The sequence below is a fragment of the Alkaliphilus hydrothermalis genome (genome assembly GCF_016908555.1).
Lineage (GTDB): Bacteria > Bacillota > Clostridia > Peptostreptococcales > Natronincolaceae > Alkaliphilus > Alkaliphilus hydrothermalis.
In genome coordinates, this window is record NZ_JAFBEE010000002.1 from 191497 (window position 1) to 206998 (window position 15502).

Annotated in this window: 14 protein-coding genes; 11 read left to right on the forward strand and 3 right to left on the reverse strand. The window is 36.0% G+C overall.

Translation table 11 applies throughout. The annotated features are described in order from the left end of the window. The first annotated feature begins 1 nt into the window (after nt 1). The 5 genes from JOC73_RS02705 (at nt 2) to JOC73_RS02725 (ending at nt 6513) form a co-directional block, all read left to right on the forward strand. Nucleotides 2-640, forward strand: a complete 639-nt coding sequence (locus tag JOC73_RS02705) for a site-2 protease family protein (protein ID WP_330613068.1) — start codon at nt 2-4, stop codon at nt 638-640. Between the two features lie 9 nt (nt 641-649). Then, nucleotides 650-1396, forward strand: coding sequence for a segregation and condensation protein A (locus JOC73_RS02710; protein ID WP_204400309.1), 747 nt, complete (start codon nt 650-652; stop codon nt 1394-1396). A 23-nt stretch (nt 1397-1419) separates the two neighbouring features. Next, nucleotides 1420-1986 (forward strand): SMC-Scp complex subunit ScpB, encoded by a 567-nt coding sequence (gene scpB / locus JOC73_RS02715; protein ID WP_204400310.1) that lies wholly within the window; start codon nt 1420-1422, stop codon nt 1984-1986. 511 nt (nt 1987-2497) lie between these two features. Next, complete coding sequence (locus tag JOC73_RS02720; RefSeq protein WP_204400311.1) at nt 2498-5599, forward strand: GNAT family N-acetyltransferase; 3102 nt, start codon at nt 2498-2500, stop codon at nt 5597-5599. A 59-nt stretch (nt 5600-5658) separates the two neighbouring features. Next, the gene (locus JOC73_RS02725) at nt 5659-6513 is read left to right on the forward strand and encodes an amidohydrolase family protein (RefSeq protein WP_204400312.1); all 855 of its coding nucleotides are present in this window, start codon (nt 5659-5661) and stop codon (nt 6511-6513) included. 108 nt (nt 6514-6621) lie between these two features. Here the strand turns inward: JOC73_RS02725 and speB are convergent, their stop codons facing one another. The 3 genes from speB to JOC73_RS02740 form a co-directional block, all read right to left on the reverse strand. Continuing rightward, entirely contained in the window at nt 6622-7470 is an 849-nt protein-coding gene (gene speB / locus JOC73_RS02730) for an agmatinase (protein ID WP_204400313.1), read from the reverse strand. Continuing rightward, on the reverse strand, nt 7457-8311 hold the full coding sequence (gene speE / locus JOC73_RS02735; protein WP_204400314.1) for a polyamine aminopropyltransferase: 855 nt from the start codon (nt 8309-8311) through the stop codon (nt 7457-7459). Before speE ends, speB begins: the two co-directional genes overlap by 14 nt. A gap of 141 nt (nt 8312-8452) precedes the next feature. Beyond that, nucleotides 8453-8992: a helix-turn-helix domain-containing protein gene (locus tag JOC73_RS02740; protein WP_204400315.1), complete on the reverse strand. Its 540-nt coding sequence runs from the start codon at nt 8990-8992 to the stop codon at nt 8453-8455. 283 nt (nt 8993-9275) lie between these two features. Between JOC73_RS02740 and JOC73_RS02745 the strand changes: the two genes are divergently transcribed. The 6 genes from JOC73_RS02745 to JOC73_RS02770 all read left to right on the forward strand — a co-directional run bounded on the left by JOC73_RS02745 (nt 9276) and on the right by JOC73_RS02770 (nt 15195). After that, nucleotides 9276-10844, forward strand: a complete 1569-nt coding sequence (locus JOC73_RS02745; protein ID WP_204400316.1) for a sigma 54-interacting transcriptional regulator — start codon at nt 9276-9278, stop codon at nt 10842-10844. Nucleotides 10845-11129: 285 nt separating this feature from the next. Continuing rightward, nucleotides 11130-12329 carry a methionine gamma-lyase gene (gene megL / locus JOC73_RS02750; RefSeq protein WP_204400317.1) on the forward strand — a complete coding sequence of 400 codons (1200 nt, stop codon included), beginning with the start codon at nt 11130-11132 and terminating at the stop codon, nt 12327-12329. A 226-nt stretch (nt 12330-12555) separates the two neighbouring features. Next, complete coding sequence (locus JOC73_RS02755; protein ID WP_204400318.1) at nt 12556-13152, forward strand: DUF2953 domain-containing protein; 597 nt, start codon at nt 12556-12558, stop codon at nt 13150-13152. Between the two features lie 4 nt (nt 13153-13156). Further along, on the forward strand, nt 13157-13633 hold the full coding sequence (gene ytfJ, locus JOC73_RS02760; RefSeq protein WP_204400319.1) for a GerW family sporulation protein: 477 nt from the start codon (nt 13157-13159) through the stop codon (nt 13631-13633). A 157-nt stretch (nt 13634-13790) separates the two neighbouring features. After that, on the forward strand, nt 13791-14195 hold the full coding sequence (locus tag JOC73_RS02765) for a MazG nucleotide pyrophosphohydrolase domain-containing protein (protein WP_204400320.1): 405 nt from the start codon (nt 13791-13793) through the stop codon (nt 14193-14195). 25 nt (nt 14196-14220) lie between these two features. Beyond that, complete coding sequence (locus JOC73_RS02770; RefSeq protein WP_204400321.1) at nt 14221-15195, forward strand: sugar-binding transcriptional regulator; 975 nt, start codon at nt 14221-14223, stop codon at nt 15193-15195. The last annotated feature ends 307 nt before the right edge of the window (nt 15196-15502 follow it).

The window sequence follows — 15502 nt, forward strand, 5'->3', positions numbered from 1 at the left end:
GGTGAATCTGTTTAGTGGAGATTTTTTAGATTTGAGAACAATCATGTTGACGCTACCAGGTATTTTACTAGGGCTTACACTTCATGAGCTTGCCCACGGTTATTCGGCATATCTAATGGGGGATCCGACGGCTAAAAATGCGGGGCGTTTAACCTTAAACCCGATTGCTCATCTTGACCCCTTTGGATTCATTATGTTGTTGGTGGCAGGATTTGGATGGGCAAAGCCTGTCCCCTTCAACCCAAGGTATTTTAAAAAATATAAGCTGGGGACATTTGTTGTTTCAATTGCAGGAGTAGTCATGAATCTTTTTCTGGCTGTTCTTTTGACTATTGGTTTAGGTTTTTATATGAGGAATGGAGAGAATCAGTACATTGCTGATATACTATTAAATGGAATTGTTATTAATTTAGCTTTAGCGGTATTTAATCTTTTACCCATTCCACCTTTGGACGGCTCTAAAATTATACTAAGCTTTTTACCATTACACTGGGAGGAATACTATTATCGATACCAGAAATATTCCTATGTGATTCTGTTGGGGTTATTATATTTTGACGTGACAGATTATGTCCTTTTTCCTGCTGTAGAGTATTTGTTTAATCTACTGTTTAATAATATACTAATTTTCTTTGTCTAGGGGGTAACTATGGCCTATAATATTAAACTACAAGCTTTTGAAGGACCCTTTGATTTATTGTTTCATTTAATTGAAAAAAATGAGATTGACATTTACGACATACCCATCAATGAAGTAGCTGACCAATACATGGAGTATATTCGAGCTATGGAGACGCTGGATTTGGAAATCACCAGTGAATTTCTGGTAATGGCAGCGACTCTGTTGGAAATTAAATCTAAAATGCTCCTACCCGTTGAAGTAGTAGACCATGTACAGTTGGAATTTGAAGAATTAGATCCAAGACACGAGCTGGTAAGAAGATTACTGGAATATAAGAAATACAAGATGGCGGCGGAGGTCTTCAGGGAGAAGGAAGATGTGTCTAAAAAGTTATACTTTAAGCCCCGTGAAGAAATTATTTTCGAGGTGGAGGAAAATCACTGCAAGCTGTTGGAGAATCTTGAAATGTCAGATTTAATGACAGCTTTGGAGAAGATGTTGTCGGGAAAGCATATCAGAGATAAACGGGAAAATACTTTCCATCAGATGCAGAGGGATGCCTTTACCATCGATGAAAAAATTAATGAAATACTAGATTTACTTTCTCTAACTTCGACTTTGAAATTTAATAGCTTATTTGCAGAATTAGAAAGTAGGAATGAAATGATAACTACCTTTCTAGCCCTTTTGGAATTAATTAAATTAAAGAAAATCAGTGTGCGACAGGAAATGTCATTTACTGAAATTGAAGTCAATCTAAAAAATATATCATAAATAAATCTAGAGGTGTTGTATTGATGAACAGTGAGCAAATGAAGTCAATTATAGAATCCCTACTTTTTGCTTGGTCTGACCCCTTGCCCCTAAGGGAAATGGCGAAAGTACTAGAGGTGGAGGACAAAGTAGTAGCAGAAACCCTAAAGGAAATGATGGATGATTATTGTTATAATCGTAGGGGAATACAGATTATTAAAATGAATGAACATTATCAGATGGCAACTAAACCAGAGCATTATGAATATATTCAGAAGCTATTGGAGCCAAAGCAAAATAAAGGGCTTACCCAAGCCGCCCTTGAAACTTTAGCCATTATTGCCTACAAACAGCCCATACCTAAAGGTGAAATAGAGGGGATTCGGGGGGTGAAATGTGATAAGGCCATCTCAACCCTATTAGAAAAAGAAATGATAGAGGAAAAGGGGAGACTAGAAAAGACAGGTAGACCCATATTATATGGTACCAGCCTTAATTTCTTAAAGGCATTTGGACTAAACTCTTTAAAGGATTTACCACCCATCGGTGAATTTCAACTTCTGACTGAAGATGTGGAGGAGGAAGTACAGGATATTCTCTTTAAGAAGTAATACACCAATGTAAAGGAGACTTATAAATTTAAATATCTCAAAACACTTTTGATGTATTATAAAATGTTTTAAATATTTCAACAATTATATTTACAAAATTTTCATAATCAATTATAATAGATATTGTGGGTTAGTAAAATATAAATTTGAAGGAGGTTGGTACAATATGAAAACGACTGTTTTAGTGAGAGAAAAACAACTAGATAAATTGCACTGGACTTATCCTTCGGAGGCTGTTGAATAAAGTTAGTCTAAATTTTTTCATGTTTAGAGTCTAAAGATTAACTATGTATATTTAAACCGTAGGAGATATTGCTCCTATGGTTTTTTAATTCTATTTTGCTAATTCTGTTTAAATAGTAGAAAAGGACCATCTCATTAATAGATGGTCTTATTTTTTTAGAAGGGGGAGATGGCTAAGGTGATGACAATCTGAAGTGGCCTATATATGTTTAGAAAGAGTTTGGTCATAGCAAAAAAAGAAACAAGTTCCTAAAGAGGAGGAAAGATCATGACAGTGAAAGAAGTTAGAATTATAGAATATAACCCCGAGCTAGCGGCGGCAGTTGCAGATATGTGGAATAAAAGTGCTGACGGTTGGGGAGGAAGTGCCACCAATGTCACAGCAGAACATGTGGCTCAACAGGAGGCAAACTCAGATAATATAAACCTTTATTTAGCAATGATGGGGGATGAAGTTGTTGGATATTGTGGATTAAGCGAATATAGAGAGGATGAAGGTTCTTTATATATACCCTTACTAAATGTAAGGGGGGATTACCATGGAAAGAAACTAGGTAAAAAATTATTATTAAAAGCCTTAGAACGTAGCATTGAATTAGGTTGGCCCAGGTTAGACCTATACACATGGCCTGGGAATACAAAGGCAGTTCCGCTATATAAGAAGTGTGGCTTTTTCTGGGAAGAAAGGGATGAAACTACCCATCTGATGAATTTTATACCCAGTGTAATAAACAATGAAGTAGTAAAGGATTACTTTGAAGAAATAGATTGGTATCAAGACTCCCAACGTATTATTGAGCTAAAGCCCGATGGTAGAAAAGAAAATGGGTTTGACTATTATGAATACCAGTGGGAAAAAAATAATCGAAAACTTAGGATGGAATTTGAACGTAGGGGTAGAGGATTAAGATTAGTTGAGACTGATGATTATCTTATTGCTGCCACGGTTGAGGATTCAGAATTGGTATTTGGTAAGGATTACGAAATCTTCTATGACATCATCAACAAGTCAGGAAAGCCATTGGAGGTCATCTTGACAGGTGAAAACAATAAAAATATAGATTTTAATTTCAATGAAAAGATTTTACTAGACCAAGTAAGGGAAATGAGGATCGAAGCAAAATTTAAGGTGGGGGAAATAGAAGAAGAACAGAGTATCTGGAGGACACATCCAGCTGTCATCACCAATCTTTCAATCAATGGAAAAGAAACATCCTTTAGAGTAGGGATATTGCCTAAATTCCCTGTTAAAGTTTCAACTAAGGCCCATGGGAAAGTTAGTACCATAGGGGATGAGGGCTATTTCTATTTAAATATAGAAAACAATTTTGATGAAGAGGTTGAAGTGACCCTAGACTTTCCAAAGATTGACTTTGTTGAAGTACAGCAAAGGGTCAATTCTAAATTGGAGGGTAGAGGAAAAAAATCCATAACTATTCCTTATGTGTTAAAGGATTTTGGTTTCTATGGGGCGACTCTAGACGTTAACGTCAAGCCTAGGCAAGGAAGCCCAGTCTGTTTTAAGAAAAAGATCGGATTTGGACTTAAAGGTTTTGGAGAAAAATTTGCGGGAGAAGGAGAGGACTTCTGGCATATTTATAATGGTGCGTATGAGGCAGGACTCAGCAAATTTAATAACTCTCTATGGTTAGGAAAAGAAATTTTAGCCCTAGAGCCAACGAGGACAATGGCTCCAAAACTTGGTAAGCCCTATTCCAGTGAATTTAATAAAAAACGTCCTACTTTTGTAGAATCCTATGAGGAAAAAGGAGCTATTGTCTTAAAGGCAACCTATGACTCAACCTCCTTTGAAGAATTACAGCTTATTACATATATCAAGCTATTTGCGGAGGGATTATTAGAACAAACTTGGGAGGTAAAGAACGTATCAGATAGAGTCACACCCTTTGATATTTGGTTAAATCATCCCATATTTCAAAAGCTATATCGGTCTGTTCTGCCCTATGATGATGAAATCATTGAATTAGAGGATTCTATTGGTTCAGGCCTTTCTGAGTGGGACAGCAATCGAGTAACAGAAAACTGGCTTTTCTCAAGGGCTGACGATGAGCCTCGTGGAATCTGTTGGTCCACTAAATACAAGGTGAACTTTTCCAACTGGTTTATGTATTTTGAATATCCCCTCGGAAGAATAGAGGCTGGTGACTCTGTAAAGACTGACCCTTTGTATATCTCCCTAGGAGCATACCCAAAGTGGGATGATTTCAGGAAGTTTGCCCTAAAAAAATTAGAACCTAAACCAAAGACGATAAAGGCCCATTTAGAGTTTACGGTAAATAACCATAATCCGATAGTGAAGGATTGTTGTACTGCCACTGTTAAGAGTTATCGTTCAGAATATTTTAATGGGAGTCTGGAGATTGACCTACTGTCAGAAGAAACTCCACAGTTGAAAAGAATATTGAAGCAAGAGGATGAAATTAAAGAACTACAAATGGAGATTCGTCCTAATATTAATAAAAAAATTGATGTTGTAGGACTTCAGAGCAACGTATTCACTCAGGAGAGACGACTTCATACTTTACTGTTGAAGGAAGATGCTGTAGAAATCAATTGTGAAAAGACTATAGAAGAAGGGGTAGAAGTCTACTCTGTAGACAATGGTACAGTACGAGTAAAAGCAGCCCCAAATTATTTTCCTTCTATATTTTCTATGAATTACAATGGAGAAGAGTGGTTGGATCATTCTTTCCCAATGACAAAACCAAAATCTTGGTGGAATCCTTGGGGCGGAGGTAGTGGCCACTATTTTATGGGAATTAGTAACAATTCGTATTTAAAAGAAAATTCTAAGGCTGAATTTATCACCATGAAGGATCAACACCAAAATGAGTGGAGGGGTATCAAACTCCATACAAAAGTGGAGGAAAATAAGGAATATAAGGGGCTTAAATGGAATCAATATTTCTTAATGATCCCAGGTGTACCTGTAGTTTGTTCTGTAGTGGAGATTTTACAAGAGACAGGGAGCTATTTACCTCAGTTAAACTGGGAATATGCTGGATTCATGAAGTTAACTGATGGTGAAAAGACGGGGTGGGTCAAGTCCTTTGATCAAGGAGTCCCAACAAATTATGTTACTGGTAAAGGGGCTATAGAAATTAAAGCATCCTCTAGCTTAGTATGTGGAATGGAGGGACGGAGAGGAATGCTTCAAATTGTCAATGACCTACGTTCTTCTTCTTTGGAGTTGTACATGAATAAGGAAGTATCTTTAGTGGCATGTCTTAATAAACTAAACATGGAATCTGGAAAGAGCGTATTCGCTACTCCAGTTTTCTATGTTTTCACAGATGAGGTCATCCCTGAGGATGCACTAAGGGATTTAAGGAATATAAGATTTGAATAATTACTACTTTTCGTGCTTAGGATTCGGAAACAAAAATTAGTGGAAGAGGAGTTGTAGCGTTGAAGATTATTGATGCCCATATGCATTTTTCCAATATTGAAGAGTTTAAGAAGACATCAGATGAAATATCAGGGGTGGATTATTCAAGTGCTGGATTAGCTAAAGAATATGAGGATGCCAGTGTGGTATTAGGGATTGGAATGGGTTTGACAGAGGAATTAAAGGCAGGGTTCCCAGACCCTGCCACTTCCACTCCAATGGACTTAGACCTAGAGGATCAACAGCTTCCCTCGCTTGTCTATTGTGCTGGTGTTAATCCCTATCACTTGAACAAAGAGGATTTAGTTGCTCTAGAGTTAACCCTTCAACGTCCAGAGGTGGTGGGAATTAAAATATACTTGGGTTACTATCCTTTTTATGCCTACGATGAAGTTTATACTCCTGTATATCAGTTGGCAATGAAACACGGACTTCCAGTTGTGTTTCATACTGGGGACACCTATTCTGAGAGGGGATTGCTGAAATATTCCCATCCCCTAACTTTAGATGAGGTGGCTGTGAAATATCGAGATATCACTTTTGTGATGGCCCACTTTGGAGATCCATGGTGCCTTGATGGGGCAGAGGTGGTATATAAAAACAGAAATATGTATGCAGATTTATCTGGCTTGATTGCAGGGGATGAAGCAAAATGTAGACGGCTCACAGCCTGTAATATCTATTTTTCTCACCTAAGACACGCTTTGATTTATTGTGATACCTATGAGCGTTTTTTATTTGGTACTGATTGGCCATTGGCGCCTGTTGCTCCATATATTGATTTTGTTAAGGATTTGATACCAGAGGAATACCATGGGGATGTATTTTATAAGACGGCTTTAAAGGTGTTTCCCAAGATTAAAGGGTTTTTGTAGGGTAATTAGCCAATCATTAATCTTGTCTTGAGTAGGCAAATAAAATCTTGAATCTACTAATAGTAATAGCCACCCAGATGGGTGGCTATTACTATCTGTACATATCTATTATAAGATTAACATTACTTCTCGAAGAACTTTAGATGCAACAGCTGTGGATACTCCTGTTGGGTCGTAATCTGGAGCAAGCTCCACAACGTCTGCTCCTACGATATTTAAGTTAGATAGCTTCTTAAGAATTTCCATTAAGTCCTTGAAGGTAATTCCACCAGGCTCAGGTGTTCCTGTTCCCGGAAAAATTGATGGGTCAAGCACATCTAAATCTATTGTTAGATAGATTGGCTTATCTTTGATGATTTCTAAAGCTTCATTTAATCTGTCATAGCCAAATTTATTTAAGAAGGTATGTCCCTCATCTGCCCATTGGAATTCTTCCTTTAATCCAGAACGAATACCAAATTGGAAGATCCGTCCGTCACCTAGAAAGTCCCAACAATTTTTAATAACTGTCGCATGGGAGTATTTTTCACCCATATAGTCATTTCTCAAGTCTGTGTGGGCATCTAAATGTACAATTACCACATCAGGATACTTTTCATGGATTGCCTCTACAGTAGGCAAAGTAACTAAATGTTCTCCACCAATCATTAGAGGTTTTTTACCCTGTTGAACAATTTCTTGACTGTATTCCTTGATGGTATTTAAAACAAGATCACGATTACCAAAAGCGAAACTTAAATCTCCAGCATCATGAATCTTTTTATCTTCAAGATCTCTATCCAAGTAGGGACTGTAGGTTTCGATTCCATAGGAATCTATTCTAATACGACTAGACGCAAATCTAGAACCGGGTCTAAAGGAGCTAGTTCCATCATAGGGAGCTCCGAACAATACAATATCAGACTCTTCTAAACTAGCTTCACATCCGATAAACAAATATTGATTAAACAGTTCCATTGGCAATATACTCCTTTACGTAGCTTGGTAGAGCAAAGGCTCCTTTATGTAACTCAGTGTTGTAGTATTTAGTTTTAATCCCAAAGCTGTTCCAGGTGTCTGCTTGTAGATCATTAATTGGGTGCAGCTTCTTAGAGGCAAATCCAAATAGCCAGAATCCAGATGGATAAGTTGGAATGGCAGCAGAATAAACTTCAACGATTGGGAAAATTTTTCTTAATTTTGCATTAGCTCTGATGGCTTCTTTTGCAAATTGCTCATATACTGGGCTTTCGTTTTGATTTACTAAAATCCCGTTTTCTGTAAGGGCATTAAAGCAATCAGTATAAAATTCAGTCGTGAATAACCCTTCTCCAGGACCTACTGGGTCAGTAGAATCAATGATGATTAGGTCATACATATTTTCCTTACCCTTCATATAGGCAACACCATCTTCATAGGATAGATTTACTCTAGGGTTGTCCAAGTCTCCAGAAATAGTTGGGAAGTAATCTCTAGCAACATCACAAACCATTTGGTCGATTTCCACCATGTCTGCTCTTTCGATATGCTTATATCTCATGAGTTCACGAACAGTACCACCATCTCCACCACCGATTACTAATACATTTTTTATGGCTGGGTTTACAGCCATTGCAGTGTGGACAATCATGTCATGGTAGATGAACTCATCCTTTTCAGTGACCATGACAAGACCATCTAGCGTCATTAATCTTCCGTATTCAAAAGTTTCAAACACATCAACCTTTTGAAAATCACTTTGATCAGAAAATAAGTGGTTCTTAACCTTTAAAGATAATCGTACATTGTCTGTTTGTTCTTCAGTATACCATAGTTCCATTTGTAAAAACCTCCTATAATTATAATTTAAAATAACTATATATTAGTAATTCCATAAAAACCAGCAATTTAAACAGTAAAAAATCAAGAAGGATGAAACCCTCTTGATTAAATTGTAAGATTTCAAAAACTGAGGATGGTCCTAGAAGGATGGTGGACTGGACACCCAAAGGACAACCGCTTCTTTATTACTTGTGTTTTCTATGTAGTGGACTCGACTAGACTTGAAATAGAAGCTTTCCCCTTTTTTCACCTTTACTTTTTTCTTGCCTAGATAAAGGGTAATCATTCCTTTAAGAACATAACCAAACTCTTCTCCCTTGTGGGGTTCTTCGATGTTGCTGGTTCCATTAGGTTCTAGTTGAATCAAAATTGGTTCCATTGCATTTTTTTGAGCGTTGGGAATCAACCATGAAACAATATGGGAAAGTTCTTCATTGGAAGATTGGTAAATATCTTCACTAGTAAATACGATTTTATCTTGAGTATCTTCATTGAAAAACTTTGTGATATCAGTTCCTAATGCCTCTAGAATATCCATTAAGGTAGCGATGGAGGGTGAGGTGATATTACGTTCTATTTTAGAAATAAAGCCTTTTGTCAAATCACATCGTTGGGCTAATTCATCCTGAGTAAGCTCATTTAGGATTCGTAATCGTTTTATTTTTTCACCTATATCCAAGCTCTCAACTCCCTTAAATCATTGGTCTTTATCAGAATTTTTAACTAATGTTGTAAATTATAAATTTCCTTAGAGGAAACTTTATGTTTACATATATTAAATATAATGTTTTTTTAAAAAAAGTCAATAGAATTCTATAAAAATTTCAAGAGAAAATTCATCACCATTTATTAGCCTGTCCGAAAAATAGGTAAATCATTAATCATATGATATAATTATTGGGAAAATAATATTGCGTTACATGAAGTATATGTAATTAAAATTTATAATAAGGATGAGGATTATGAGGAATCATATACGTTTAGAAATTATAACAGAGGATCGTATGGGGATTACTCTTGAAGTATTGGAAAAAGTTTATTTGGAGAAAATAAACCTTATTTCTGTTGAGGTTTTTCCAGGAAGAATCAATCTCAAAATAAAAAATATTAATGATAAAAGGAAAGAAGAGTTGGTTAATAAGTTTTTTGCCATCAGAGGAGTATTAGCAATAAATAGTATAGAATTATTGGACTTTGAAAAGGAAAAACGAAAATTACTCACCATTATAGACTCAGTGGATGATGGCATAGTTGCTGTTAACAAAAACCAAGATATTGAAATGATTAATAGTAGCGGAGAAAAGATTCTTGGTTTAGGCAGGAAAGATGTGAAGGATACAAATATATTAAGTTACTTTTCAACTGAAGGAGCATTTTATGATTTTATGCAAAAAGGAGAAGAGTTTGACAACGTAGAGGTAAGTATAATTAACCATTCTTTAAAAAATCATTATCTTGCAACTGGTAGACCTGTTACCAATGACAATCATAAAACGATTGGAATGGTAGTGTCCTTTAGTAATTTTCAAAAAGCAGTTGAAATTGCCAATATCGTCACCAATACTACAGAAGGGGCCTTTTCTGAAATAGTAGGAAATAGCCCTAAAATAGAGAAAATAAAAAAAATCGTGGATACGATGGCAAAGAATGACTCAACAGCCCTTTTAAGAGGGGAAAGTGGAACGGGTAAGGATCTTTTTGCTAAAGCAATCCACAATCTTAGTGGACGAAGAGACAATAAATTTATTGCAGTAAACTGTGCAGCTCTTCCAAGTAGCCTGATGGAGAGTGAGCTTTTTGGTTATGAAAAAGGTAGTTTTACCGGTGCAATCAATAGTGGTAAAAGCGGACTTTTTCTAGAGGCAGATGGAGGTACAATATTTCTAGATGAGATAGCAGAGTTACCATTGGCACTACAGGCCAAACTTTTGAGGGTACTACAGGAGGGTGTGGTTAGAAAAATTGGTAGTAGTAAAGAAGAGAAGATTAATGTGAGAATCATCGCCGCAACTAATAAAAACTTGGAAGAAATGATCAAACAGGGGACCTTCAGAGAGGATTTATATTATCGACTAAATGTTATTCCTATTTTTCTACCACCTTTAAGGGAGCGATTGGAGGATTTACCAATATTGGTAAAGTTTATTATGGGAAAGCTCAATCGGAAGCTAAATCTCAATATTACAGGAGCAGATGCTGATTTTATCAATAGTCTGCTGCAATACCATTGGCCAGGAAATATCAGGGAGCTTCAAAATGTTATAGAAAGGGCTATGATTCTTTGTAGTGGAAATACTTTATCAACGAAGGAACTATATTTTGATTTACCTATCAGTAATCAAATGAAGCTGGGAACAACGGAATCATTTAAAGAAATGAAACTGAAGGATATTGTTGCTAGCTGTGAAAGAGAAGTAATTTTAAGGGAATTAGATAAAAATAAGAGTCTGAGAAGAACTGCAAAGGCGCTGGGAATCTCCCATACTGCACTTATAAACAAAGTCAAGAAATATGAAATAAAATGGCAGTAAAAGTTTCCATTTGGAATGTTTTGTTACCGCATAAAAGCAATTAATGTAAAGAAATATTTACAAACTGATTTAATATTCCAAATAGTACCCATGAGTCCCATTAGGGCTGTGGCACTAATTGTTAGTTTCTTAGCTTTTTAATAAACTTGTAAACCATTATGTTTGAATTAATATTAGATGATAGGAGTGATAAAAAGAAGAGCCTAAAAATCATAGAGAAAAATTTAATGAAAAATGGCATACTAATTGCAGGTAATAATAGAAAAATATTAGGGAGGTTGTTTCATGAATAAGGATAAATTAAGCAAAAAAGGATTCGGTACAATTGCAATTCATGGCGGACACCACAATGATGAGTTTGGTGCTTTAGCTACTCCAATTCACCAAACGGCGACATTTATTTTTGATTCTGCTGAGCAGGGAGGAAATAGATTTGCATTAGAAGAAGCTGGATATATCTACTCCAGATTAGGAAATCCAACTTGTACGCAATTAGAGGAAAAAATCGCTATGCTTGAGGGTGGAGAGGCGGCAATGGCTACAGCTTCTGGTATGGGAGCAGTATCTTCAGCCCTATGGACAGCGTTAAAGCAGGGAGATCATATCGTTGCATCTGAGACTCTTTATGGATGTACTTATGCTTATTTAAGCCATGGTCTAACTAGATTTGGGGTTGAGGTTACTTTTGTTGATGTAAGTAACCCTGAAAATGTAAGAAAGGCCATGAAGGAAAATACAAGAGTCGTATTTTTAGAAACACCTGCTAACCCAACTTTAAAATTAACTGATATAGAAGCAGTTGCAAAAATTGCCCATGAGAAGGAAAATTGTATCGTAATGGTGGACAATACCTTCTGTACGCCATATCTTCAAAAGCCATTAGAGCTAGGAGCAGATGTTATTATCCACTCAGCTACCAAGTTCTTAAATGGTCATGGTGACGTCATCGCAGGAATCGTTGTAGGTAGTCAAAAATTCATCAATGATGTTAGGTTATTTGGAGTTAAGGATATGACAGGAGCTTCTTTAAGCCCATTTGATGCCTTCCTGATTATCAGAGGTTTGAAGACTCTAGAAATAAGAATGGAAAGGCATTGTAAGAATGCTATGGAGGTTGCTAAGTTCTTAGAAACTCATCCTGCAGTTGATAAGGTGTACTACCCAGGGCTAGAGAATTTCCCGCAATTTGAATTGGCTCAGAAGCAAATGAAGCTTCCGGGTGCTGTAGTTGCTTTCGAGCTAAAGGGTGGCGTTGAAGAAGGTAAGAAGGTAATGAACAATATAGAATTAATGAAGTTGGCGGTAAGCTTAGGGGATGCTGAAACATTAATTCAACATCCAGCCTCTATGACTCACTCTCCATATAATCCTGAGGAAAGAAAAGCTGCTGGGATTGAAGACGGATTAGTAAGATTAGCTGTTGGTCTAGAAAATCCAGAAGATATCATTGCTGATTTAAAGCAAGCATTAGATTTAATCGTTTAGTAAGATAAATAACAATAAGATAACTTAATTAAATGCTTTTAAGGGGTCCCTTCTAATTAGATTTAGTTTCTAATTAGTGGGGATTTTTTTACTAAAAATTAATAAATAATAAAATAATGTCTATATAAATAAATTTTGGAAAAAATACAGATGTTAGAGGCTAAAGAAAAGTTAGGTGATTTATTTGATATTATTTTTTTACTATTTGTTTGCAGCACTTTTTCTTTTGTTCGTTCTATTACTTTTTTCTGAAATAAGTATAGGTATACTTGTATTAAAAAATAATCAGAGGGAAGAAATTGTCATTAATACAAGGGCTTTTTATGGATTATTAAAGTATAGGATGGAGCTACCTTTCCTTCAAATATTTAAAAAAGGCAATGCCCTTAATGACCTGCAGGTTAACTCCGATATTGAAGTAAGCAATCAAGAAATGATTAAAGATCAGAAAGAAAAGAATTTTAGTCTTGATGAGATTCAAAAAATATATAGGCGAGTTAGAATTATTTATAAAAGGTATAGAAGTATAATCATATACGTTCACCGAAGAACTGTTTTTGATGAAATAAAGTGGGAAACTGAAATTGGAACAGGTGATGCTGCAGCCACTGCCGTTACGACAGGTTTTTTCTGGATGTTAAAATCTAATGTAATTACTTTTATGGGACGTAAAGTTGAACTAAAAGAGGTGGCAGTAAATGTCGTTCCTTGTTATCAAGGAGAAAAATTCAATACCTCTTTTAACTGTATATTTACGTTAAAATTCGGCTATATTATTATTGCGGCTTTAAAAATGTTGTATAGGAAAATAAAAGGATGGTGATAACGTGAGTGAGCATCCAATAGAATCACTGATGAAGACCACAATGGAGAGTATTAAAGAAATGGTGGATGTTAATACAATCGTAGGAGATCCAGTAGAGACCCCCGACGGAACTGTCATAATCCCCATTTCAAAAGTTTCTTTTGGCTTTGCTTCAGGTGGTGGTGACTACACTGTAGAAAAAGAGAAGGGAAAAGAAGAAAAGGGTGAAGACAAGGGGGATGTAAAAAAGATTACTCCTTCTGGAAAATTCCCATTTGCAGGTGGTGCTGGAGCTGGGGTTTCAGTTCAGCCAGTGGCATTTATGATTGTAGGTAATGGGCAAATGAAGTTAATGCCTGTTGACCAAAGGGCAAATACCCTTGACAACATCATTAGTATGGCTCCAAAGGTTCTACAGGACATTCAATCGATGGTGAAGAAAAATAAACACCATGGTAGAGGTCATAGGGACGCAATTGATTATGAGGATGAAGAGTAGAGGACGGTTAAGGTCCTCTTTTTTATGGGATAAATTAATATATAAAATATTGTACATAAATTTGTAAGTATTGGGTATAAAGAGGTATAATTTAAAGGTAAGCAACAGTGAACAATGTATTATTAAATCTTAGATAATCTGCTATGGAGGTTTTAATATGGACTTTACTAAGGCTATTGAAATGATCTGGGATAACAGAAAATACGTTACTAATGATCCTAAAACTGCCATTAGTCATTTAAATGAAGAAGTGGCTGAATCATTAAAAGCTTTGATGAGGGGAGATATGGATGAAGCGAAAAAGGAGCTACAGGATGCCATGTCTTGCTTATTTATTGCAATGAAGGTCTTGGGGGTAAACCCAGAGGAAGCGGTGCAGAATCAGGTGAAAGAAATGACCAAAAAGAATAATAAAATTATGGTGGTAAAAAAAGATAAAGTGGAAATTTTTGTAGATGGTAGTGTAAAAGCCAGTTGGTCTGTTTGGAGCGAAGAAGACGTTAAAGAAGCAGAAAAGCTAGCGAAAGAGTTTGGGTGTGAATTAAAGTTTGAAGAAGAATAGCAGATGAAGTTGAGGATGATGAAAAATGACTAATAAATTCATTAATGACAAGCTTTTATTAGCGGTGAAGGTGGCAAGAATGTATTATGAATGCAATGATACCCAGCAGGAAATATCAAAAAAACTTCAAATATCACGGCCACAGGTGTCAAGATTATTGCAGTTGGCTAGAGATGAGGGAATCGTTGAAATTAGAATCAATAGCTCCTTGAACCTGCCTTTAAAGCTGGAAAACCTATTGCAGCAGAAATTTGGCCTTAAAAAAGCCATTGTAGTACCCATGACAACAGATGATTTAAACAAAGTAAAAGAGAACTTAGCAAGGGTTACATCAAATTACCTGGATGAAATATTAGAGGATGGGCAAGTTATCGGAATTCCTTGGGGATCTACATTGAGTTATGTAGCCGAATTTCTGAGAGAAAGAAGGTTAAAGAATTTAACTATTGTGCAGCTAAAAGGGGGGGTAGGGCGAGTGTCGGGCAATGTTAATACCTATAATCCCGTGATTACTTTTGCCCTTAAACTCAATGCCACACCATATTTTTTACCAGTTCCTAGTATAGTGGAAAATTTACAAATAAAAGAGATACTGTTGTCGGATGGCAAAATAAAAGAAATCATCGATCTGGCGGTAAAGGCTGATGTTGCAATCTATCCCATTGGAAGGCCTGCCCCAGCCTCTGCATTGGTTCAAGCTGGTTATTTTACAGCTGAACAAATGGTGGATCTTCAAAATAGAGGAGCTGTTGGGGATATATATGCAAGATATTTTAATATTGAAGGAAAAGTTTTTGATCAGGAGTTAAATAACCGTACAATAGCCATTGAACTGGAAAAAATAAAGGAAAAAAAATATGCAATCGCCATTGCAGGGGGCAAAGAATATGCAAATGGCATATTGGGGGCTCTGCGGGGTGGATACCTAAACGTTCTTATTACAGATGAAGTGGCTGCAAAAGAGGTTTTGCGGAAAGCCGGTATAGACTACAATGATTAAAGAATAGATAATCCACAGAGGTTAGACCAGTATAAATAGGTGTGACTAAACTTTGTGGTTTTTTTCTGTATATAATATAGGGAGATTTAACATCATAAATAATATAATTGAGGGGTTTGAATTAACTTAAAATTCAAAATAAAACTTCTTTTATAAACCTAATGAAATTTAATGTTCTTTAGCAGGAATTCTTTGTCGGATAAAGAATATATACTGTGTGAACAATTATTCGTAGACAAGAACAATTTTTCATAGGTTAGGAATAGGTTGAAAATTCATAGAATATAATTTTATAATTATCTGTGAT